The 22,445-nt window shown below is 40.3% G+C and carries 25 protein-coding genes; 13 read left to right on the top strand and 12 right to left on the bottom strand.

Features of this window, described 5'->3' with window-relative positions; translation table 11 throughout:
• Positions 1-115: 115 nt before the first annotated feature.
• Entirely contained in the window at positions 116-2,005 is a 1,890-nt protein-coding gene (locus L4C39_RS01990) for a methyl-accepting chemotaxis protein (RefSeq protein ID WP_429744106.1), read from the top strand.
• Positions 2,006-2,182: 177 nt separating this feature from the next.
• Entirely contained in the window at positions 2,183-2,419 is a 237-nt protein-coding gene (locus L4C39_RS01985) for a hypothetical protein (protein ID WP_017054391.1), read from the top strand.
• A gap of 86 nt (positions 2,420-2,505) precedes the next feature.
• On the opposite strand, the gene L4C39_RS01980 is transcribed toward L4C39_RS01985, so the two are convergent.
• The 3 genes from L4C39_RS01980 to L4C39_RS01970 form a co-directional block, all read right to left on the bottom strand.
• Complete coding sequence (locus tag L4C39_RS01980) at positions 2,506-2,682, bottom strand: CCGSCS motif protein (protein WP_113800189.1); 177 nt, start codon at positions 2,680-2,682, stop codon at positions 2,506-2,508.
• Positions 2,683-3,022: 340 nt separating this feature from the next.
• The gene (locus L4C39_RS01975; protein ID WP_371711465.1) at positions 3,023-3,655 is read right to left on the bottom strand and encodes a response regulator; all 633 of its coding nucleotides are present in this window, start codon (positions 3,653-3,655) and stop codon (positions 3,023-3,025) included.
• Positions 3,646-5,043, bottom strand: coding sequence for a sensor histidine kinase (locus L4C39_RS01970; RefSeq protein ID WP_429744103.1), 1,398 nt, complete (start codon positions 5,041-5,043; stop codon positions 3,646-3,648). The genes L4C39_RS01975 and L4C39_RS01970 overlap by 10 nt, the downstream gene beginning before the upstream one ends.
• 299 nt (positions 5,044-5,342) lie before the next feature.
• On the opposite strand from L4C39_RS01970, the gene L4C39_RS01965 reads away from it, so the two are divergent.
• The 4 genes from L4C39_RS01965 to L4C39_RS01950 all read left to right on the top strand — a co-directional run bounded on the left by L4C39_RS01965 (position 5,343) and on the right by L4C39_RS01950 (position 8,118).
• Positions 5,343-6,392: an ethylbenzene dehydrogenase-related protein gene (locus L4C39_RS01965; RefSeq protein WP_429744101.1), complete on the top strand. Its 1,050-nt coding sequence runs from the start codon at positions 5,343-5,345 to the stop codon at positions 6,390-6,392.
• An 86-nt stretch (positions 6,393-6,478) separates the two neighbouring features.
• Positions 6,479-7,075: a cytochrome C gene (locus L4C39_RS01960; protein ID WP_429744099.1), complete on the top strand. Its 597-nt coding sequence runs from the start codon at positions 6,479-6,481 to the stop codon at positions 7,073-7,075.
• 14 nt (positions 7,076-7,089) lie between these two features.
• A complete protein-coding gene (locus tag L4C39_RS01955) occupies positions 7,090-7,494 on the top strand; it encodes a cytochrome c3 family protein (RefSeq protein ID WP_261889564.1) in 405 nt (134 codons plus the stop codon).
• 138 nt (positions 7,495-7,632) lie between these two features.
• Positions 7,633-8,118: a VOC family protein gene (locus L4C39_RS01950; protein WP_171755792.1), complete on the top strand. Its 486-nt coding sequence runs from the start codon at positions 7,633-7,635 to the stop codon at positions 8,116-8,118.
• 260 nt (positions 8,119-8,378) lie between these two features.
• Here L4C39_RS01950 and L4C39_RS01945 read toward each other — a convergent pair whose 3' ends face one another.
• Entirely contained in the window at positions 8,379-8,999 is a 621-nt protein-coding gene (locus tag L4C39_RS01945; protein ID WP_429744097.1) for a bifunctional 4-hydroxy-2-oxoglutarate aldolase/2-dehydro-3-deoxy-phosphogluconate aldolase, read from the bottom strand.
• A gap of 334 nt (positions 9,000-9,333) precedes the next feature.
• Between L4C39_RS01945 and L4C39_RS01940 the strand changes: the two genes are divergently transcribed.
• The gene (locus L4C39_RS01940) at positions 9,334-9,549 is read left to right on the top strand and encodes a putative quorum-sensing-regulated virulence factor (protein ID WP_017054579.1); all 216 of its coding nucleotides are present in this window, start codon (positions 9,334-9,336) and stop codon (positions 9,547-9,549) included.
• A 172-nt stretch (positions 9,550-9,721) separates the two neighbouring features.
• Positions 9,722-10,051: a hypothetical protein gene (locus tag L4C39_RS01935; RefSeq protein WP_429744095.1), complete on the top strand. Its 330-nt coding sequence runs from the start codon at positions 9,722-9,724 to the stop codon at positions 10,049-10,051.
• A gap of 75 nt (positions 10,052-10,126) precedes the next feature.
• On the opposite strand, the gene L4C39_RS01930 is transcribed toward L4C39_RS01935, so the two are convergent.
• Positions 10,127-11,680 carry a sensor domain-containing diguanylate cyclase gene (locus L4C39_RS01930; RefSeq protein ID WP_429744093.1) on the bottom strand — a complete coding sequence of 518 codons (1,554 nt, stop codon included), beginning with the start codon at positions 11,678-11,680 and terminating at the stop codon, positions 10,127-10,129.
• Positions 11,681-11,972: 292 nt separating this feature from the next.
• On the opposite strand from L4C39_RS01930, the gene L4C39_RS01925 reads away from it, so the two are divergent.
• Positions 11,973-12,293: a YkgJ family cysteine cluster protein gene (locus L4C39_RS01925; RefSeq protein WP_017054582.1), complete on the top strand. Its 321-nt coding sequence runs from the start codon at positions 11,973-11,975 to the stop codon at positions 12,291-12,293.
• A 121-nt stretch (positions 12,294-12,414) separates the two neighbouring features.
• Here L4C39_RS01925 and L4C39_RS01920 read toward each other — a convergent pair whose 3' ends face one another.
• From L4C39_RS01920 to L4C39_RS01900, 5 genes are all read right to left on the bottom strand, one after another.
• Positions 12,415-12,747: a PBPRA1643 family SWIM/SEC-C metal-binding motif protein gene (locus L4C39_RS01920; protein ID WP_017054583.1), complete on the bottom strand. Its 333-nt coding sequence runs from the start codon at positions 12,745-12,747 to the stop codon at positions 12,415-12,417.
• A 937-nt stretch (positions 12,748-13,684) separates the two neighbouring features.
• Positions 13,685-13,897, bottom strand: a complete 213-nt coding sequence (gene cspE / locus L4C39_RS01915) for a transcription antiterminator/RNA stability regulator CspE (protein WP_017054584.1) — start codon at positions 13,895-13,897, stop codon at positions 13,685-13,687.
• Positions 13,898-14,519: 622 nt separating this feature from the next.
• A complete protein-coding gene (locus tag L4C39_RS01910) occupies positions 14,520-15,422 on the bottom strand; it encodes an AraC family transcriptional regulator (protein WP_017054585.1) in 903 nt (300 codons plus the stop codon).
• A 207-nt stretch (positions 15,423-15,629) separates the two neighbouring features.
• Entirely contained in the window at positions 15,630-16,853 is a 1,224-nt protein-coding gene (locus tag L4C39_RS01905) for an HlyD family secretion protein (protein WP_429744089.1), read from the bottom strand.
• Complete coding sequence (locus tag L4C39_RS01900) at positions 16,847-17,221, bottom strand: hypothetical protein (RefSeq protein WP_017054587.1); 375 nt, start codon at positions 17,219-17,221, stop codon at positions 16,847-16,849. The genes L4C39_RS01905 and L4C39_RS01900 overlap by 7 nt, the downstream gene beginning before the upstream one ends.
• 124 nt (positions 17,222-17,345) lie before the next feature.
• Here L4C39_RS01900 and L4C39_RS01895 point away from each other — a divergent pair, with 124 nt between their 5' ends.
• The gene (locus L4C39_RS01895) at positions 17,346-18,356 is read left to right on the top strand and encodes an AraC family transcriptional regulator (protein WP_017054588.1); all 1,011 of its coding nucleotides are present in this window, start codon (positions 17,346-17,348) and stop codon (positions 18,354-18,356) included.
• A 48-nt stretch (positions 18,357-18,404) separates the two neighbouring features.
• Here the strand turns inward: L4C39_RS01895 and yjeH are convergent, their stop codons facing one another.
• A complete protein-coding gene (gene yjeH / locus L4C39_RS01890) occupies positions 18,405-19,685 on the bottom strand; it encodes an L-methionine/branched-chain amino acid transporter (protein WP_429744086.1) in 1,281 nt (426 codons plus the stop codon).
• Positions 19,686-19,986: 301 nt separating this feature from the next.
• Here yjeH and L4C39_RS01885 point away from each other — a divergent pair, with 301 nt between their 5' ends.
• From L4C39_RS01885 to L4C39_RS01875, 3 genes are all read left to right on the top strand, one after another.
• The gene (locus L4C39_RS01885) at positions 19,987-20,445 is read left to right on the top strand and encodes an Lrp/AsnC family transcriptional regulator (protein ID WP_429744084.1); all 459 of its coding nucleotides are present in this window, start codon (positions 19,987-19,989) and stop codon (positions 20,443-20,445) included.
• Between the two features lie 44 nt (positions 20,446-20,489).
• The gene (locus L4C39_RS01880; protein WP_429744082.1) at positions 20,490-21,419 is read left to right on the top strand and encodes a LysR family transcriptional regulator; all 930 of its coding nucleotides are present in this window, start codon (positions 20,490-20,492) and stop codon (positions 21,417-21,419) included.
• 73 nt (positions 21,420-21,492) lie between these two features.
• Positions 21,493-22,107, top strand: coding sequence for a LysE family translocator (locus tag L4C39_RS01875; protein ID WP_017054592.1), 615 nt, complete (start codon positions 21,493-21,495; stop codon positions 22,105-22,107).
• Here L4C39_RS01875 and L4C39_RS01870 read toward each other — a convergent pair.
• Positions 22,104-22,319, bottom strand: a complete 216-nt coding sequence (locus L4C39_RS01870; protein ID WP_017054593.1) for an FxsA family protein — start codon at positions 22,317-22,319, stop codon at positions 22,104-22,106. The two genes, L4C39_RS01875 and L4C39_RS01870, sit on opposite strands and share 4 nt — an antisense overlap.
• Positions 22,320-22,445: the final 126 nt, after the last annotated feature.

Below are 22,445 nucleotides of genomic sequence, written 5' to 3'. Positions count from 1 at the left end.
GACGAAATGAGCGGTGAATTACCACTATTATAACATTCTCACGATTCGTTCATGTGTTGAATAAACCTCCGTTCTACATAATGAATATATCCACTATTTGGAAGTCGAGATCCTTATGAGCGCAAGAAATAAATTAATGTTGTCTATCGGGGCATTGATTGCTCTGATTATTTTGGTGTTGTCTAGCCTTGGTTATACGCAAATCAACAACTCGTCTACACGTGATTATCGTAACAATTTATCTAATAAATCTTTTTTAATCGCGAAGTCCGTTGAAGGCCGAGTTGAAAGCTATTTTACAGCGTTAGAAAGCTTAGTTTCTGCAATTGATGTTGAGCAAGGTCAAGTTGAAATTGATGAAAAAGCATTAGATCTTTTAGTCGATAGCGCACAAAGAATGAAAGCTCTAAATATGTTTATCGGTTTACCTGACGGGACAACTTACGATGCATCAAATAGAGGAGTCATTCCAAATTTTAACGCAAAACAAAAGCAGCGAGAGTGGTTTGTTAAAGGTATGCAAGGGGCGGAGCGTACGGTAACTAATCCATTTATGGCCAGCACCGGTCACTTGACGATGGCATTTGTGGTACCAGTTAAACAAAATGGAACCGTTATTGCGACTGTTGGTATGAGCTTGAAAATGAGTGATATCACGGATTATGTAAACGAACTTTCATCAGAGCCGAATATATTCGTAGCTCGTGAAGATGGCTTTACTATGGCGGCAAGCTATGCAGATTATGTAGGAAAAAACCTGTTTGATTTACGCCCAAGCTATAAGCAGTATGCCAATGAATCTAGTAGTGAGCACTCATACTCAGTACCGGATAAAGGGGATTTCTATGTTGTTTCTTCGAAGATAGATTCTCTCCACTGGACGGTATGGGCGTGGGCGAAATGGGACGATATTAATGCAACATCCAATTCTGCGGTTAAAGTAAACGTTCTTTCAGGTCTGTTCTTTATCGTTTTAGGCGTTGCTGGCGTATATTTCTTGATTACGAAATTGATGTACGTTCCTATTGGTGGTGAGCCGAAAGAGATTGAAGCGTTAGTAAACAAAATTGCTAATGGTGATCTGACTAATGTGCCACAACTAGACAATAGTAGCGTTGGTGTTTACCGCTCTACGGTAGCCATGGCGAACAATCTTAAAAGCATCATTACCGATATTAATGAGTCATCTAATCATCTGATTAACGTTTCAACGCAATTAGGTGCTTCATCTGCGAAAGTGGATACTTCGTCGAAATCTCAGATGATGCAGCTAGAACAGGTCGCAACCGCGATGAACGAAATGGCGGCAACAGTCAATGAAGTTGCACAGAACGCCGTGGAAGCTTCTAGCTCTTCTGATGATGCGAGCCAAAGTTCTGCTCAAGGCTTACAAGTTGTGAGCCAAATGAACGAAGAGATCACTCGGTTGGTGAACGACATTGGCCAAGTTCAAGAGGTTATCACCAACGTGCATACCGAAACTGAGAATGTGGGTGGTATCCTAGATGTTATTCGTGGCATTGCCGATCAGACCAACTTGCTGGCGCTGAATGCTGCAATCGAAGCGGCTCGTGCAGGTGAACATGGTCGTGGTTTTGCAGTTGTAGCCGATGAAGTTCGTACTTTGGCGACGAAAACGCAACAAAGTACCAATGAAATTCAATCTATGATTGAGAAGCTACAAGAGCAGGCGTCACGCTCAGTAGGTTTGATGACAGAAAATGCCACCAATGCTCAACAGACACTAGGCAAGTCAGATGAAGCGAGCAGCGCTCTTTCGACAATTGAGCGTGAAATCAAAACCATTCAAGACATGAATAATCAGATCGCCACCGCAGCTGAAGAGCAGTCTAGCGTAGCGGCAGAGATTAATGAAAATGTTGTGAGTGTGAATGATTTGGCGGCTAACACTGCGAATGACGTACAAGAAAACGTTCGTACCGCTGATGAGCTCAATACAATGGCATCACGTTTAAGCAGTGCGATTAGTATGTTTAAGGTGTAACTCTACTAGGCAATTATGATTATCGCCAGTTATTGAGCGTATATGAAACCGTCTAGGCAGTCGTCTAAGACGGTTTTTTTTATGTCAAAATGGAATTTATAAATTATTGATTTGTTTATGATGATGTGACTTAATGCATATGAAAATATAATGAATAATTCAAAGGCTTAATGGAATATGAATCAACAATTTTGCGTTCAATGCAATAAAGAAACCTTGCATAAAGAGATAATTAAACAAAAGCCATCTAAATACGGAAAAAGTAGAAAAGAGCAATTTAAAGCATTTCTTGAAGGTTTTTTCTCAGGCGTGGCAAGTCCAGCGCTGGCCTCTTTAGAATTAGTAGACCGATATATTGTGTGTCAGGAGTGCGGCCATAAGAGGCTTGAGAATCACGGTGATGAATTTCAGTAGTGTGAGCTGTTGGGAAATAACAGTTGGGAAATGAATAAGCCTCGAAAATCGAGGCTTATTATTAATAATAATTTAGCCGTAGTTACTTACGAGCAAGAGCCACAGCAACCACTTGGCGTATTGTGTTTGATTTTTTCACCTGATGTTTCTTGAGTCTTATCTTCAGTTGCTGCGTTTTCTGATGACGCTGCTTCTGTTGTCACTTTAACCTGTTCAGTCTCTTCTTTGTTGCCTTTGAAAATTTTCTTAAATGATAGTGCCATGGTGTTGCCTCAATACAGGTAGTTATACCAATCGTAGTAAATAACTGGTCATCCTAGCTTGTTAAAATACTCGATAACGGCGTTAGAAATTTTGATTGTAGAATAACTACTTATCGAAAATTTCTGCCTTGTTCTCAAGCATTTTTCCTACGCTTTTTATGACCATCTACTTACTGTGATTGGTATTATGTAGTACGGTATTTGCACATAATACCATAGTGTTTTAGTCGGATATTGATTTGATCGAGGTTTCGATCCATTATTGAGCTTCACGATTTTACTTGCTTCATTTTGATAAGGTTTTAATCAGTGCAGTTTTACTCAAGAGCACCGATTGCGCCTATAAATGAAGGCGAGATTCAACATCAACCCCTTTTTTCGTCAATATATATGATTTTCCTTCCTCTTGTTTTACCAGGTTACTTTTAATCAATTGACGTAAATGAAAGTTGAACTTTGTATGATCATCAATACCAACTAAGCGGCATAGATCCATAAATTTGAGCTTTTGATGAATAGTTAATTGATAGATGACATTGCGGCGAATAGGATTGGCCAAAGCACTAAACACTTGATCGCTATCTTTATCTGCTGTTGGTGCTTTTAGAGATTTTTCAGCATGCACTCGTTTAAGTGTGACGGATAAGGTTTGTAATTGAAACGGCTTCGTTAAGAACTCGTCCGCTCCTTTTTTCATTGCATCTACAGCCGTATCTATCGTCCCAAACGCGGTCCCTATGACGATCCCAATGTTCGGATTTAACTTCTTGAGGGAAGCAATGGCCTCAATGCCACTCATGCCTTCCATGACTAAATCAAGCAACGCGACGTCATACTGATGGCGCATAGTACACCCGATGGCTTGTTCTGCACTTTCACAGGCCGTGACGTCAAAGCCATCCATAGTTAAAGCAAGGGTAATCGACTCTCGTAAATCGAAATCATCTTCAGCTAAGAGCAGTTTTAAGCCCATGAGTACTCCATTGGTAATTCAATAACGACACAGAGCCCATCACTCGTATTCTGAAACCAGAATCTTGCATGATTTTGTTCCAGTATCTTTTGACAAAGCGTAAGACCTAGCCCTGTGCCTGAACCTTTAGCCTTAGTGGTAAAGAATGGCATTGTTACTTTATCTTTAATGCTGTCGTCTATTCCGCTACCAAAATCTGTGATCGACAGGTGAATATTGAGCCCTTTTTGTTGTGCCTCAATACAGACTACTTTTTTGTCTGTCGAGGCATCAATGGCGTTGTTGAGTATGTTGACGACGACCTCTTCAATCTGCTCTTTATCTGCGAATACATGCAAGTCATTGGGGACAAATACACGAATATCAAACTCGTCGAGTCGATGTACCATTAACTGTAAAGCCTCATCGATTAAGACACTGACGGAAATCTCTTCAATTACTGGTGCTCTCTTATGTGAAAATTGTAGTAGTTCTTGGCTAATGTGTGCGGCTTTTAACAGACCTTTTCGAATGTGTTCAAGTTGAGGCTTAAAGTCTGCTGCGCTTGAGCCTGTTGTGTTGATCTGTTTCTCTAAAATATCACAACGCATCAAAGCACTACTGAGCGGTGTTTTTATCTCGTGGGCAATACCTGATGTGAGTTCTCCGACATCACTCAGTTTTTTGTTATGCAGCGCTTTTTGAAGTGCTCTTTCTATTTGAGTTTGTCGTTCTGCATCGAATAGCGCCATGGTTTTTTGAAGGTAGATGAGAATAACAAAAGCCAAGCCGCCTCGAATAGGGACACCATAAAACAGATCATCGATGTAAAAAATACCAGCGAATAGACCATACAGAATGATAGATATACCAAGATGCTGGACGGCATGAGAGGCTTGTCGTTCTTCGAATTTTAATTTCTTGGAGTAGTTGATCAGTGCTAATCCTGCAAGTAATCCAGATCCTGATCCAAATAACCAGCGGATATATAGCGTACACTCATTAAGGAAGACATCGATGTTTTTGATGGCAAACTGATAACAAAAATAGATGACAAATAAGATGATGGTGACTTGAATTAACTTTTTCAATTCGTCTCTACGCTGCCATTGCGTCATCGTCAGCATTTGCATTGCAAAGCAACCCAGAGCAATGAAAGATACCCAAAGCTTAATTACCTTAAATAACTTCACCGTATTGTGCATAAGAATATCTTGTTGATAAACAATCAGGTATAGCTCTGAGATTTCATGCAGACCATGAATAAACCCAAAAACAGCTAATGAGGGGAGGGCGGTGGCAATAGATAAATGACTAAAACGCATGTCACGAAATAGAATAGAAAACCCTATTGCAATGAAAACAAAGCCATAAAGAATATAGAGACTAAATTGAAATAGCTCGAACATACCCACTCATTATCAAATAAAACTTTTATAACTATAGACGAATTATGTGTTGGTTATATTGAGCGATGTCCCACGTATCGCCCAATTAAAATACAAGAATTTCAGATGGAAAGTGATAAATATATTTATCATATTGAGATTATTGGATAAGCCTAATTATCAGCTTATCGATATAGCGTCACAGATGTATTCAACGAACCTCTCTCCCCGCTCACAACTTGATTTTGATCAACTGACAAATGGCTATTCATTCCTACGCTTAATATAACAGCATAGCAATGGACATTAGGAGAATAGCAATGAAGCTTTCAATAATCGCAGTATCCACCATGGTCGCATTAGCGATAGTGCCTATAAATGCCGCTCAGGCCAAAGGAAAGACTTTGGAGAGCAGTAAAATCACTTCAAATATTACTATTGATGGGAAAATAGATCCGGTTTGGGAGCAAGCTAAATCGATAACTCAGAAATTAAAAAAATTGCCTTATAAACCCAATAATGGTTATGAAGGGATTAAAAAAACCAGTGTTGAAATGAAGTCATTGTATGATGATGAGTATGTTTATTTTCTATTTACCTATGCCGATCCAACTAAAAGCATCGACCGTTTTCCTTGGGTGAAGCAAGAGGATGGCACTTGGAAACAGCTTAAGAATAAAGATAGTACCGGACACGACAACACTTATTACGAAGATAAATTTGCGGTTTTCTGGGACATTAACACCGAAGGCTTTGCTGATAAGGGATGTAACATCGCTTGCCATAGAGCAAAAGATGGAATGAACGCCGGACGTAAAGATAAAAACCCTGCGCGTAAATACACCAAGCGAGAAGGTGAATTTATCGATATGTGGCACTGGAAAGGGGTAAGAACGGCAGTTCATAATCAATTGGATGACCAATATGTAGATAGCAATACGGATCCAAAGCAAAACAAAGGTTGGGGACGTAAAGGGGATAGTAAAACAGGTGGCGGCTACGTTAATAACGTAAAAGATGGACAGCCAGCGTATATATCGGCGAATTTGACCGATGAGACGTTGCTTATTTTAGATTCCGAGAAGCAACCTTTCACCGCTGGTTACGATAAACTGGATCGTATTCCGGGGCTAACGGGTAAACCATTTACAGGTTCTCGTGGCGATATAGACGTTGGAGCCGAGTGGAAAGATGGCGTTTGGACGCTTGAAATGAAACGTAAACTGGTGACCACTGGAGAAAATGCAGCCACTCAAGATGTTCAATTTAATGATTTGAGTAAAGAGTATCCATTTGGTATTGCGGTGTTCGACAATTCACAGATTAATCACATATTCCATCGTGGAGTATTAAATCTCGAATTTAAATAAGCGCAATATTGCATTTTTTCAATGAACTGAAATGATTTGAGCTAATCAAAATGGCTCAAATCATTCTCAAATAAAAGAGTACTATTATGGCCAAAACAGTCACTCGATATATTTCTATGCTTTTCTGGCTGATCATCGCTAATGCGCTATATGTGTCGACATCATATTCTTCTGAGTCAAGTGTTCAGCCTTTAATAACCCAAGAAGAAAAATCATTTTCTAGCCAAGTGACGAATGATGCTGAAATGCAAATCTTAGTCAAAGAGAACAAGCGTTGCATCCGTTGTCATAAAAAAAAGCGTCTGCTTAAAAACATAGATGCCATTTCTTCTGTTGGCGCGCATACAAGCCCTGAGTTTTATAACAATTGTACCGCTTGCCATGGTAGAAAAGGGGCTCATCCAAAGGATTCAGATGTGCTGAATATCATCCCATTTGATGATCATATCGATATGCCCATTCTTGTACAGAACGAACAATGTATTGCATGCCATACTCCTCAAAATTTAAGGCGCAGTGAATGGACCCATGATGTACATGTTACCAAGCTTACGTGCTCAAATTGCCATAATTTACACGCTGATTCCGATCCTATCATTGGAATCAGTAAGAAGTTTCGTATTGGGCTATGTGCAACTTGTCATGAAGATATTTTACGTGACAGAAAGGCCGCAATGGAATAGCGAGGATAAGAGTTATGCGTATCATTAAAGGTTCAATAGCTGTGTTATTTAGTGTGTTCTGCGTATCGGCATACGCTGGAGATTTGCCTAATCCAGATGAAAATAACTTAGCGAATTTTCATTTAAAAGATGAAACCTGTGCTGGGCAGTGTCACCAAGATGAAGATCCATCTGATGATCTAAAGTTTGAATATGATAGCTGTGTGGAGTGTCATGATGATTTCGGCATTCTGGAAGGGCGTCAACATAACGTAAAACATAGAGAGAGCGAAGAGATGGAGTGCGTTGAGTGCCACCTTCCTCATGAGGAGTTTGACCCTAAAGAAACTTGCACTGATTGCCACGACGAAGATGATGAAGAATTGTCTGATTTTTACTCGATGAGATTAAACCGCTATATCAAGGCATTTCATCTTTGAATATCTTAGCTAAATGGACGTTATAAAATTATATTATTATTTTAATAACTATCAATAATTTTTATTTATACCTTAAGCGGCATACAATCATTTCATCGACACAAAGTACGAATCAATCATCTGAATTTGGGGTAAGTTATGAAAATGAATCATGTAGGCATAATGGTTGGCAATATGGATAAAGCGGTTGAGTTTTATACTAATGCTCTTGGCCTAAACGTTGTAATGGGTAATACCAAAGTTGAAGAAGAGCGCGAAACAGCGATTGGCAGAATGTGTGTCGCGGTTTTTGGCGAAGGCTTTAAAGGGTTTAACATTGCACACTTAGTGACTTCAGATGGCATTGGCGTTGAATTATTTGAAATGAAAGAGCGCCAAGAACGTCATAATGTTGATTTCTCTCGAATTGGTATTTTTCATTTCTGCTTGCAAACCGATGACTTCCACGGTGTGATTGAGCGTACTAAACAATTTGGCGGCAAAGTACGCATGGATATTATGCGTTACCACCCAGAAGATGAGACAAAACCAGCGCAAATGGTTTACCTAGAAGATCCGTTCGGCAATCTATTTGAGCTTTACTCTCATACTTATGAAGAGACTTACGCATCTGATTACGAATAAAATCGTCGTGTAAAATGAATAGCCTCAAGAGCTTCTTGGGGCTTTTTCGTATTTGAAATAACTCAGATCGCTTAGACGAACTAAAACCGATAAAAGGAGGCCATCGATGCCTCCTGTTCTATTACTGCTTCTAGAGCTGATGTGACGAATGCTTGCGGATAAAAGGAAGAACTCAAACCTTACTTTAGGTTACCTTAATGTCTCACGACATCGTCTTTATTATGGGCTCAGTTATCTCGAAATTCTATGTCATGTATCTCTCATACATGCGTTATAGCATCGTTAATTAATTTACCTAACTCTTCCCAGTTACCTTCATCAATGAGGTTGGTAGGTACCATCCACGTACCTCCGCAAGTAATCACGGACGAAATGGATAGATACTCATCAAGATTTTTTAAGCTTACGCCTCCTGTCGGCATAAACTTAACAGGATAAACAGCAGATAGAGCTTTGAGCATAGCCGTGCCGCCAGAAGCTTCAGCTGGGAAGAATTTTAAGGTGCTAAGTCCCATATCCATTGCCAGCTCTACGAGGCTAGGGTTATTAACGCCAGGGATGATGGGGATATTTTTATCCAGGCAATACTGAACGGTTCTAGGATTAAACCCAGGGCTTACAATGAAATCAACGCCAGCATTGATAGCTTGATCTACTTGCTCGTTAGTTAAGATCGTACCAGCACCAATCAACATCTCAGGGTATTTGGCTCGCATAATGCGAATGGCTTCTGGGGCACATTCAGTGCGGAACGTTATTTCAGCACAAGGCATACCATTTTCAATAAGAGTTTGGCCAAGAGGGATTGCGTCTTCCGCTTTATTGATTGCAATCACGGGAATGACTTTAAAGTTGGCTAGTTGTTCATTCAATGTCGTCATTATTTTCATCCGTTCAAATGGTACAAAAGTGATTAACCAGAATTTATGGTTGTGTTGGTCGATAAGATTATAAAGATTAATGTGGCATTGCATAACGTAGAAGAATAGGCATAGGTGATGGGTCACATTTTCAGTTAAGTAGAATGTGTAAAAACAAGAACTCTAATCATCGTATCGATGATGGATGTGCTCTGTTAGGCAAAGCAACTCCATTTCGTTGCATGAAATGAAAGTTTAATAGGAAAAATATGTGTTCTATTATTTGCTTTTGGTAAGCCACAAATTCAATGTTACCCTCCACTTTGAACATGCAGATTATTACGGTATATAAAACGTGTTAGAAAAACAAAATTTACTTAAACTCGCTAAAATCAAGATGCCATATGGAAAGTTTGCGGGTCGTGTCCTTATCGATTTACCCGAAGAGTATTTGTTGTGGTTTGATAAGAAAGGCTTTCCTGAAGGCGAGCTAGGTGAATTATTAAAGCTTTGCTTATGCTTAAAAATTGAAGGCTTAGATAGTGTCGTAAAGCCCCTAAAAAGGATGTAGCGGAGCTAGGGTGTTCTTCAAGACTTCATTCTGCATGTGAGCAGAGCTTGTAAATTGAGCGAATGACAACTTTTCATTAGTTAGATCAAATGAGATGCAGTGTAAGTCAACGACAGGGTTCATTTAATTCGATATTATTTTTCTCGTTAGAATAACCAATGGCTGGGATAAAATGAGAATTTCCGTTGATGGCGGCTCTTTTAAAGTTGCAATCGAAACTGAGTTTGATGGTTTGGTTGCAGAGTCAACCGACATCTTTCACGATACTCGTAAACAAGCTGAATCAACTGATAAAGCCATTTTACGTTTTTTGCAGATTATTATTGAGCACAGTGATGAAGACGATGCTATCGGCTACGCTGTGTTAGGTTTGCTGGGATGGTACAACGAAGTCATTAATCCGATAACGGATAAAGACATTGACTTGAATTTAGCAAAAATCTTACCTCACCTGATTAACCCTAAAGGGGATTTAACAGCGCTGAATGTCAATAAGCATTAAGTTAGCTTCGAAAGATCAAAAATGCCTCCATCTTTGAAAGAAATGGAGGCATTTTTTGTCATGTAAAACAGTGAACTACTGGTTCTTCTTGGCTAGCTTTTGCTTATACATATCTTTGTCAGCTCGACCAATGAGTGACTCCACGCTGTCGTTATCCAACAATTCTGCACAACCGTAACTCATGCTCCAGTCCATGTTGCCCTTTAAGCCTAGAGTTCGTAAATTAGCTAAAATACGATGCATAGAGTGACTGGCATCTTCTACGTTACAGTTCATAAAGACAATTAGGAACTCATCTCCTCCAAGACGTGCGGAAAAATCAGAGGTACGCACTGTTGAGCTGATCGCTTTCGCCAAGCCTTTAATTAAATTATCTCCTGCCTCATGGCCATAATTGTCATTTATCTTCTTAAGATTATTCGCATCAATAAAGCCAACCGATAAAAGAGGCATGGAGCTTGGGGTTTTATCTATTTGTTCTTCGAGGAATTCTACAATAGCGTGGCGATTATAGAGCCCGGTCAAACCGTCATGGCGAGCTTCAATGGTTAATTTTTCTACAAGCCATTTCTGTTCTTCCTGTGAGCTTGCAAGTTGGTATGACAAAAAGGCCACGATTGGAGTAACTAAAAGGATCGCAATGAGGATGTTTTCCATCAGGGTTGAAAACTCATTAGTGAGAACACTCTTAGGTACATGCATCACAAGGAAGAGACTCTCACTATTGACACTAGAAAGCTCATTAAAGGGGTTTAAGGCGGTTTTTAGAAAGTAGAACTCACCTTGAGGTGTTGTCACCATCCCTTCAGGTGACGTCGTCATTGAAGCCCAAACCGTAGAAAACTCATCTGAGAACTTATACTGCTTTTTCTCAGGGTACATAAAAGACCACTCTTTCTCTTTGTCATAGCCTTTCAGCAAGTATCCATTGTCGTTAACAAGATAGATATAGTCACTGTTATGAATATTTAGATCGTCAAGAGAGTGGAGAAGGTCGCTACCTCTGTAGTTGATGATGCCAATGCCAAGAAAAGATCCAGTAGAAGAGTAAATAGGTGTTGAAAACCTGATCATAGGTTTAATTGGGGATTCAACTTTTCCATGTTCTTTATTGAGGTCAAACTTTGAAATGAATATCTGATTTGGCTTCAGTTGACGTGTTTTTTGGAAATAGTAACGTTCTGATTTGTCTTGCAACCCTTCACTCGGGACTTGAAAGAATGTGTTAGTCGCCTGTTGATCGATTCGGATCACTTCTTGGCCTTGACTATCGATAATTCTAATTTGGTCGTACTGTTTTTTTATCGTAGTGATTTTCAGCATTAATGATGCTAGGTATGAAGAGCTTTTAGGTTCATTAGACATCAATACCGACTGAGCAAGATCGCTATGTGCGAAGTAGGTAAGGTCGGTGCCTATTGATCTCACTTTTAATAAAAGGTGATCCTGCATACGCAGAATTTCGGAGGTTTGCTTTTCAGCGCGAGCTTGGTCGATATTTTTGTGAGTGACTAGGCTGATCGCTGTTGCAACAAATAATATGAATAAGAATATAAGGGCAATATAAGCAGAAAAACGTCTATTTTTACTGCGTAAAATGTCATTTCTTTCTCTAATAAACTTGACCATTTTGTAACTGTATTCTCACCTCTTACGACGCTGTGACATACAGCATCTAATGGCGTATAGTATATGATATAAAGTAACAGCACTCAGTAGAAACCGTACAATCGATGATCAATTTGAGATGTCCGTTAGATATTACCTAGCACAACACATTATGTGATGTTGCTTCAATTCTCTTGAGTTAATGTCTAGCTCTGATCTTGTTGTAATATAGTCAGTGTCGTTTTGAAAAGATTTGAGAGAAACTTGTCAAATTAGGCTACTATGCTTGCAATTGAGTTAAGTGTATTTATTTATGACGATTGAAGTAACCAATATTGAAGTCGCTAACGTTAGTGGCACGGATAACGAAGCGTTAGAAGTTTCTTGTGCAAACTGCCAAGCTTGTTGCTGCCGTTTAGAAGTGATTATTATTTCAGACACCGGCGTTCCAGAGGAACATATAACTCACGATCAATGGGGTGGGGAGGTGATGGCTCGGCTTGATGATGGTTGGTGCTCTGCTCTCGACCGATATACTAAAATGTGTACGATTTATGAGAATCGCCCATGGGTTTGTCGTGAGGTACAAGTGGGTTCATACGAATGTCTCGAAGAACGAAATATCTTTTTATAGAGATTTAATAAGGTATGTGAGGCAAATTGGTGAGTGGACTCAGAGCTTAGCTAAACTGAAAAATTGACAGGGTTAAACGTCATTGAAGTATTTAACCCTGTATTAATCTACGAAAGGCTATTTAAGCACAGCACTTCTTATATTTTTTACCGCTTCCACAAACGCATGGGTCGTTACGGTTAGGTGTTTTTTCAAACACTGTTGTTTTCGGCTTATTAATGACCGTATCAAACTCAATTGTGTTCTCTTCTTTTTCTGCATCAACGGTAATCGTGACGAATAGTGCATGTTCTGCCGCTAGCGCTTCCATTTCCAATTTACGAGCTTCTGAGTTAACCAATACTGAAATTGGTGATTCTTCTGTTCCCGCTTTGATCTTACGGTCTACATTGTAGCCAGATTGGACGTGATTCTGTCTTGTTTCGATTCGGCCTTTGAAGAACATTTTAGACATGGTTATTCCCACTTAGGATTGTTAATTGGTAAGGCGGGGATTATACGCATAATTGATGAGGGTTAAAGGATAAGCGAGAGTCTAGGTAAAAAAATTTCAAATGAGGTTTTATTTTACGGATAAGATAAGGCGGTTTGTGAGGATTTCAGATGCTTTCGTTATTGAGAGTCAGTTGAGAGGATAAAACCGACTCTGTCCATTTTTACATTTATCGCTGTTTTACAGACTAATGCTGTCTGCTAAGCACATACTATCGAGGCCTCTTATCATTACTGCAATGAGAATTGTCCGATATTGTGTTCATTTTGATCTAATATTTTTCCGCTTTTCTCAAGTTCGTCATAAGTGAAATGTATGGATGAGTTTGAGAGGTTTCCACTGTGCATAACATGACGATAAAGCACGTCGCTATTTAGCTGGTGAATGGTTGCATTCCAAGAGGTGTTATTCGTGTAAATGGTAAACAGTATATTCAAATAGAGTATTCCTATGTTTTAATGTGTTGACAGTTTTTTGGTAACAGTTTGATTCTTATGGTTATAACATGAGTTTATGTCAGTAATAAGAACAAACAATGTATCGATTAATTTATTTACGAAACGTTTTCGGCTGAGAGCGATGATACCAAATACGCTTTGGGCCTGTATTTTTTGACATATGTGCCTTTTGTTTAATGTGGATGAATTTGTAAATTAGCAACTGAAAAATCAGTTAGTAATAGTCGATATCAATTGACTGAAAATACTTCGGGCCAAATGAATCAATAAACTTTGTAAATCAAGGTATTATAAAAACAGAAAATTATAAATGGAGTATAAAAGAAGTGTTTATAAGTCGGAGATTGACGCGGTAGAAAGTGAAGTGAAAATCGCTAGAAAGAAAATAGACGCTAGAAGCTAGCGTCTATTCATATAATTCAGTTTAATTCGATAAAGAATTAAAGTGCGATTACGTTCGCAGCTTGTAGGCCTTTTTGACCGTTTTCAACATTGAAAGAAACCTTTTGGCCTTCTTTCAGTGTTTTGAAACCTTCTGATGCGATTGCACGGAAGTGTACAAATACGTCAGCGTCGCCGTTGTCTTGAGAAATGAAGCCGAAACCTTTCTCTTCGTTAAACCATTTTACTGTACCAGTATTTGTATTAGACATAATGTGTCCCTTAAAATTTAATTGTATGTATATATAAAGTGCTGAGCGGTAGAATTATTTATCTTGCTTACAAATAGGGAAATCAAAAGACAATAACTGGTAGGTTGCATCTGAGGGTTTCACATTTACTTGAACTCTAAATAACTCTGAACACAGAGCGGGTAAGATATTACCATACACATTATGAAAGTACAGTGGTTTTTCTCATTAAATGATATTGGATACCAAGGCGAACCCGGTTTCGATAAATTGATAAGCGCGTGATATCTAACAGAACATGTCGATGGGGTTGCAGTTGTCACCTGAAAGGGTTTGTCAGCGGGGGTATTGATTTTGAGACAAAAAAATAGCCAATCGCAAAAGGGCAATTGGCTTATATATAATGTGAACAAAAATTATTCACTAACAACGTCAGTTGGCTAGGTGACCCTCGGCTTAAGAAGGGTCATTTATATTAATGCACTTAGTGTGCCAACTTTTATATGCACGTTTATGCCCAATTTGTGACCAATTGAGTTCAAATTGGAGATCGTCTTTGCATTTTGCAATTGTATTTTGCAAATAAATATAACATTGCTAATGATAAGGATATAAACAGCCTGAGACTAATAACCAAAAAGTATTAGTCAGCTAGCGCGGTGCAAAAGCTAACGTCAGCGACTCCCGTGTTGATGTCGTAGCTGTGATACAACTCGAAGCAAGGGCGATCATCGCAATCTAGTCCTTGCTCAACCACCTGAGACATGAGTTCATCCCAAGCGGATCCATATTGGTCTTTGCTAGTGATGGTTTTACGGATCACGCCATACTTCCCACCAGTAAAGTTCTTTGTCTCTATTCCTGAGCCTGGTTTTGTGTCTTCAGGAACCATCAGGCAGATATCTGTTCTACATTTCTCGGTGGGTGTGATTTCAGGGTTGTCATGGTAAATGAAGATTGATGTGTTACTTGCCAGTCCGTTTGGCCCTGCCCAGTTATAGAGTGTTCCAACCGCGGGCTCGTAGTTTTCACCGTAAGGCCCTGTTACTCGTATATATGCTAGCGTACTTGAATCGAAGTGTTGAATATCCATGGTGCTGCTCCATTGGGTTAATTTAGATTCAGTATAGCGAGCGTCATTTTCTGAATCGTGTCCAATCTTGCGCAGTGTGTGTCCGATCTTGCTACTTTGTAATAATGCTGAAAACGAATCAATGTTAGAACAATCTCTGATTTGACTCGGTGTGAGGTTGAAATATTGGCGGAAAACTTTCGCAAGGCTCTGTGAACTAGAAAAGCCATACTCAAGTGCGACTTCTATCACTGGGCTTTTCTTGTAAAACAGATCATTAGCAGCACTCTCGATTCGTAGTCGGCGTAAATATTCATTTAGAGTTTCACCTACCACAGCTTTAAATATTCGATGAAAGTGATAGGGCGAAAGATAGGCAAGATCGGCGACTTTTTCTAAATTTAGGGGCTGATTAAAGTTCTGTTCAAGGTACCGAATAACAGGAACCAGTCTGCGATGATAGTCTTTTTTCATAAGTGGTCGCTGAGTGAATGTTTCGTACCATCTTAAACAAACCAATATAGAGGATGCGATACTTACTTTCGTTTTGCCTTTTAGTTCACATAAAAATAGTGAGCTATCTACATTGCTCGCTCCGCCAGAAAATGGAAAAACCGACTAAGTTAAAGTGCTTAATCGGTTTTGTCTTGGATTATTAAACGCTAATGGTGTGCCTATTCATTAGATGGAATAGAAGAAGTACAGCTGTGACTTCATTCTTATGATGATGCCACGAATAACATCTAAGAAGCCCATAAACGCCACAGGTTTATCTCCACTTATCCAGGCTAAACCAACAGAGCCAACCGGAATATCATAGCCTTCAGGCTCATCTAGTTTAAGGCGAACAAAGTGGTGTTTATTGTTTAAGTTTTTCCCTGTTGTTGTTCTGACTGAAGGTTCCAAGCCTAGTAGATTACTTTGTGATTCTCCCGTGGCCTCAACAATCCCTTCAACTTCTGCTGAAAAAACTTTGCCTGGATACACTGATGATGAAAATTCAGCGACTTGCCCAGCCTTCACATTGCGTATTGCTTGGTGATTGACTCGCATTAAGACGTATTTTTCATCGGTGTACATTTGTAAGCGTGGAATTCGGGAGATTAGTTGCCCTTCACGTAGAATGAAATTAGTCACAAAACCATCTGCTGGTGCGTATACCTTAGTACTATCTAGATCCCATTGTGCTTTTGCGACCGTTTGCTCCGCACTTAATATGTCTGCTTTTCTGCTGTCGACGGCAAGCGTTGACTTAGTGATATTTAAGTTTGCTTTATCGGCATCCACTTGTTTTTTCTTAATCTGTGATTGAATTGTAACCACATTTTGTTTTGCCATATCAACCGTGCTGATCTGCTTATCAATGTCACTGGCAGTGATGGTATTGTTCACGACACGGTTTTGCTCTTGATAGCGCGTCAACATTTTTTGTTGAAGTGTAAAATCCACTTTTGCTGACTCAAGTTGGCTTTCCGATGTCGCTAGGTCTTGTTGCCTAGAATGGTAGTCAGCAGTGGCAATAGCAATATCTTCTTGAGCTGCGGTTAGCGCCACTTGTGCTACGGCTTTTTTTACTTCCGCTTGGCGTAGGGCTATCTCATACTGTTCACTATCAATTTCGTAGATAAGTTGGCCTTTAGTGACTCTCTGATTCGGTTGTATGTAAATGTGTTTTACTTTTCCATTTATCTTGATGGAGTCTGGACGTAGCTGGATGTGAGGCGATTGCACCACAGAGCCACCAGAGAGATCCATTGGGGTATAATTGATCAATCCAACCCAGACGAAAAGAAGCCAAGATGTACCACCCAAATAAGAGAATGACTTAGTCGCTTTGTTCCATGGCATGCCGATTAATCTCAGCAAATAGATGAAAAGAGCCCATACCGCTAAACCTTCTAACATGATTGATTCTCCATTGCTTTCTCTTGTTGTTGGTTTATCGTTGGTTCAGTTTCTGGAGCTAAAGTTACTTTACTCGGTTCACTTTTCCAGATGTCGCGTAAGTTTAGGATCGCTTTTTCCATATCTACGAATGCCAGAATTACGGCTAAAACCCACACCCAGTGCCAAACAAAACCAATCCATGTGAGCGCCGTTATCAATCCAAGTTGATGGTGATCTTTACTGTGCGCTTTATTAATTGGTAATTCGTGCAAACGCCAGAAACCAAATCCAGCAGCAGCAATAGTGGCCAACAGTACGACACCAGCGACAACATGTAAGGCTGTATCAGCGCCAGTACCGACAAAGGGTACGCTAAGTAAACTCATTGATTGATCCTGTATTGTTTCGATGGATTTATTGTGACTTAAGCCTCAATTATCTTTCAGTAAATAACAGATTATATTATATAGGCGTTATTATTGATGTGTTATGTTGTCTCTGGGAGCGAGGATGAAAAAACATGGGCATTTTGTTAGAGGGTTAAGTGTCATCTATATTTACCAAGAAATGCTTGATGAGTATGACATTAACTCGGCAGATTTAGTTTTCCCCCCATCGGTATTCAAAAATCCGATGAATTTGATCCCTATCTCGGAAGTGAATCGCTGGCTCAAGAGCCTTAACTCCGTAACGGGCAATCCTGATGCGATGTTTGAGGCTGCGAAAAGGGTTAACTTGGACAAAATAGGCTCGATAGGATATTGGTTTTTTTCGGGTCACGACTTATCTTCAACGATTCGCCGGATTAATACTGGGATTCACTGTTTGCAATCTGGTGTCTTTCTTGCTGGCGCTCAAGTTGGGCCGATCCTAAAGTGGACTTACCATAACCCTTCTATTGAATCTGAAGCAAAAGTACACGATAGCGTTCGGGTTGCCGTTTTCATGACTAAGGTGCTTCGTCGCTATCTAGGTGAGGATTTTTCCCCTGTTCGCGTCATGCTGTCTGGAAAAAGAGATAACGATTCGCTATATCGTCAATACTTTGGTTGCGAAATCGAGTGGAATCACTCGAAAACAGAAGTGTGGTTTAACTCAAACTTACGCTTAGCAACAAGGCAGGTTCTTTCTGGCGATAAAAAGCGTTTGGCGATGAGTTTTAGTGACTTAGATGAATATTTGAATATGCCAGACGCAGAAGATGAACTGAAAGTGATTTATGAAACCATCAACTACAGCCGTCATTTTGGTTTGCCAACGCTTGAAAGAGTGTCTGGGTTACTTGGTTTATCTGAGCAACAATTTCAAAGGCGTTTGCATCGACTTGGGTTAAATTTTTCCACCATCATGGGGTATGTATTGAGTAACATTGCAGTCGAGTTGTTAAGACACAACATTGCCATTGAAGAGATAGCGGAGCGATTAGGGTATTTGCATGTTGCGAGTTTTAATCGAATGTTCAAAAAGCATCGCGGCCTAACTCCAAAGCAGTATTTAGACCGTTTTAGTGATGCTTTTTAATTAAAAGCAATGTAGGCAATAGCGAATCGTTTATCTCGCAGTGAAGCCTTATTTTTGTTTTCTAAGGTTCTTATCCCAAGAAATAGAGCGATTGATGAAAATGCGCTTCCATGGAATAGAGAGCAGAGCAAAGATAGTAATGGCATACAGCATTGACCACCCTAAGCAGACAAAAACCAAGGTGCAAAGTAGAAGAGAGATAGCCGCAAGCCATTTTGCAAACCCAGTTAGTAACTGGAAAGCGGCTAGCATCGCGAGCAGGTAGACAAATACAAATATCCCGTTGGCAAGCTTTAGGAAAAACTCCAAATCCATACCAGATATTTCCCCAGCGATACATGAAATCAATAGGATACCGCCAACCAGATAAGTGGCATTAGCAGGAACGCCTCGGCGAGATACTTTCGCCAGTTTCCCATCTGGTTGATGCTGCCTAGCTTGTGCCCAAATCATTCGGGATAAACTCTGCGTGTAAAGGTTAATACTGGCAAAGCAGGCAAAGAACCCGAGTAGGCTGATGACGGTTTTTATCCCAGAACCAAACAGGTGCTCACTCAGCCAAGGGATCGAAGTACTATCAAAAGCGGCACTGCCATAAGCATTGAATTTTAGTATCACGACTGAGCAAGCCCAGTAAGTCGCCCCTGCAACAAAGCAGCCGACAATGATCGCAATCGGAAAGTCACGTTGAGGGTTTTTAAATTCTTCTCCCATATGAGCAAACGCTTCTATCCCAACAAAACACCAGAACATAACCCCTAAGGCCGCCCCAATGGACCAGAGTGAATCAGAGGTTAATGCGGGCATCGTTAAGTCTTGTGTGCCGATATCTCCGACCCAGAAGAAAGCGCCAACTAAGGTAAATATACTTAAAGCGATAACGGTTTGTAGCTGGCCTGAAGATTTACTGCCGATCAAGCTGACAATAATGAGTAGCGCTATCGTTAACACTTGCGCCAACATGGCATTGTTGAGCGGAGAGGGGAGCAGTTGTTGGGCGAACCCGCCAGCCAGTTCAATGGCCGCAGGAAGCCCGACAGGAATTACACTGACAAATAGCCACGCAACGCTGCGCTCTAACTTCACGCCAAACGCTTGTCTAACAAAATAGGCCGTACCGCCAGCGTTAGGATAACGTTTACCGAGTTGGGCAAAAGTGAGAGCAATAGGGCAAATAGCGATGAAGAGTATTATCCATGCCCACAAAGATGCCTCCCCTGCGATACCTGCCGCAATGGCGGGGATCATGAATAGCCCTGTACCGAGTAGAGTCGTCGAAAGTTGTCCGATCCCGGAAAATAAGGTGATCTCTTGTTTTAGTTGGCTCATTAATCGTTCCTTGAAAAATGATCTAACGGGAAATGCGCTGCATGTGAACGATCAATTCGCTGTATAGATAAGATGTTAATTCAGATTAAATGCAGCATACCTTGGATTGGCAATGGACACAGCTACCAAAACGTCTCATATCACCGTCATTTTGACTTTTATCTTTTGCGCTTAAAGTCATATTGCCTACTTTTCGGATGTTATTTTTTGTGTCAAATTAGAAATAAGTCTGCGTAATAAGTGGATAAATAATAAATGGACTGGAATACACATAACATTCATAAGCATAAGGAAGTGAGTCTTGGATAAGTTTGATCAGCAGATCATCGACATATTGAAAATTAATGGTCGGTGTTCAGTGAGTGAATTAGCTCGTGACATTAATCTATCGCGCTCTGCTGTTACCGCGAGAATGAAAAAGCTAGAAGATGATGGTGTCATTCTCGGTTATGAGGTGAAGCTTGCAGAAGCAAAGTCTGAACAATCAAGTCTTGGAGCATATTTAGCATTAAAGTTTGATACATCAAGTTCTACACACTGCTGCGAATCTTATGCAAAGAAAATTGAAGCAATACCCGAAGTTCAGTGGTGTCATGCCATTAGCGGTGAAACCGATATGATGTTGTACGTGGAAGCGTGTAGTATGGCTCGGATCAATGAGATTCGTGATCACTTACATACTTACCCTGAACTTCGTCACCTAATGACACACGCTGTATTGAATGAATTTTTCAATAAGCAGATGAAAGACAAAAAATAGATGGTCTATTTCTCTTACCGAGCGGCTCAATTAATAGGTTGTATATGCTGAATAAAATGAACCTTAACCTGTTGCGCTCACTTTATGTGTTGTTAGAAGAGAGGCACGTCAGTCGAACTGCTGAACGTTTGCATATCACTCAATCCGCCGTCAGCCGTCAACTGAGCCAATTAAGAGAGTGGTTTGACGACCCTTTGTTGGTTCGAGATGGGAATCAACTTATCCCCACACCAAGAGCCGAACAGTTGTCACTTAAGCTGGTGGACTTATTTAGTGAATTTGAAACGCTTATCGATGATAAACCCTTCGAGCCATTAGAGTGGGATGATCAATTTGTGATGGCATCAAGTGATTATGTCGCCCAATATATTCTTCCAGAAATTGCTCAACTGTTTGCAACTCAAGCTCCGAAAGTGAATTTACATTATCAGTTGTGGCTACCAGAGTATTTGAGTCAACTTGCCGAAGGGCCCATTCAATTAGCTTCAACTATGCTGCCAGAGAAACCCGCAGGCGTATCAAGCGTACAAATAGGAGAAGATCGCTCGGTGTGTGTGATGAGAAAAGGGCATCCGCTTGATCGTAATACCGCTCTGAGCGTTGAAGAGATGCTAGCGTATTCCCATATTCGAGTTTCTGGCGGAGGGGATAAAGATAGCTATATTGATAAAGCATTAAAGGACATTGGACGCGTACGAAACATTGCCCTTACTGTCCCTTTTTTCTCTGCAGCCTTTAATTCGCTCTGCCGAAGCGACTACTTGATGGTGATTCCATTTCATATTGCGCATAACCTGTCGCAGCACATTGAACTTTCATATCTACCATTGCCAGTAGAAACACCGACTCACAAATATTGGTTACTTTGGCACCCAAAATACGACCAAGATCCTGCGCACCAGTGGGGTCGAGAGATGATTAAATCAGTGCTGGATAAATCAGAATACTCGATAGGGTATGTTTTAAAATCATGAGCGATATGATTATGTTTGATTTCAATTAATAGCAGAGACTTGTTACTGTGAATTCAATATCTAGGAGAACATTATGACATTCACAGTTTGGTTATCACTTTTCACAATTTGTATTTTAGGGGCCATGTCCCCAGGTCCGAGCTTGGCAATGGTTGCGAAGCACAGTTTAGCTGGTGGGCGTAAGAATGGGTTAGCGACCGCGTGGGCACATGCATTTGGCATTGGTATCTATGCGTTTGTGACCTTAATTGGTTTGGCGGTAGTATTGCAGCAGTCGCCAATTATCTTTAAAACCATTAGCTATGCAGGCGCGTTATATCTGGCTTATTTAGGTTTTAATGCGTTGAGATCAAAGGGGGGAGTGGCTGAAAAACTTGAATCAGGGAAAACAGTCAGCGTGTGGCAATCCGCTCGTGAAGGGTTCTTGATTTCACTTTTGAGCCCAAAAATCGCTCTATTTTTTATTGCGTTATTCAGTCAATTTGTCGCAGTTGGGGATGAACCCGCGAGTAAAGCGATTATTGTTGCGACTCCATTTTTAGTTGATGGTTTGTGGTATACCTTTTTAACCTTCATGTTATCGAGCCCTAGATTGCTAGATAAGCTACGCTCTAGAGCTCAACTGATTGATCGCCTTTCAGGTGCGGTGCTTATTCTTCTTGCCGCACGAGTGGTGTGGATGGTTTAGCTTCCAGATTTTGAAGACATCTCTTCAAATTCACCTTCAATGACATGTGCGTTCTCTGGTGTCGCATTGAAACCCTGAGCGCGCATTTGGTTTTGAATTCGTTTTCCTGTCACTAACGCTGCGATGGTTAGTGGGATTGCAAGTAGCAAGCTAGTAATTAATGCCATGAAACCAGCGAATAGCGCAAATGCAGTAACCAATATTCTTTTCATATTAACCTCTCTTATTTCTGACTCTAATCTAGCGTACCTAATATGAATAAAAGATGAACGAATGTAGATTTTGATGAAGACGATATCAATGCTACGACTAGTTCTATTTGGAATACCAAAAAAGCC

Origin of the sequence: Vibrio clamense (assembly GCF_050337905.1) — a bacterium.
Lineage (GTDB): Bacteria > Pseudomonadota > Gammaproteobacteria > Enterobacterales > Vibrionaceae > Vibrio > Vibrio cortegadensis.
This window is presented reverse-complemented; position numbering and strand designations above follow the sequence as displayed.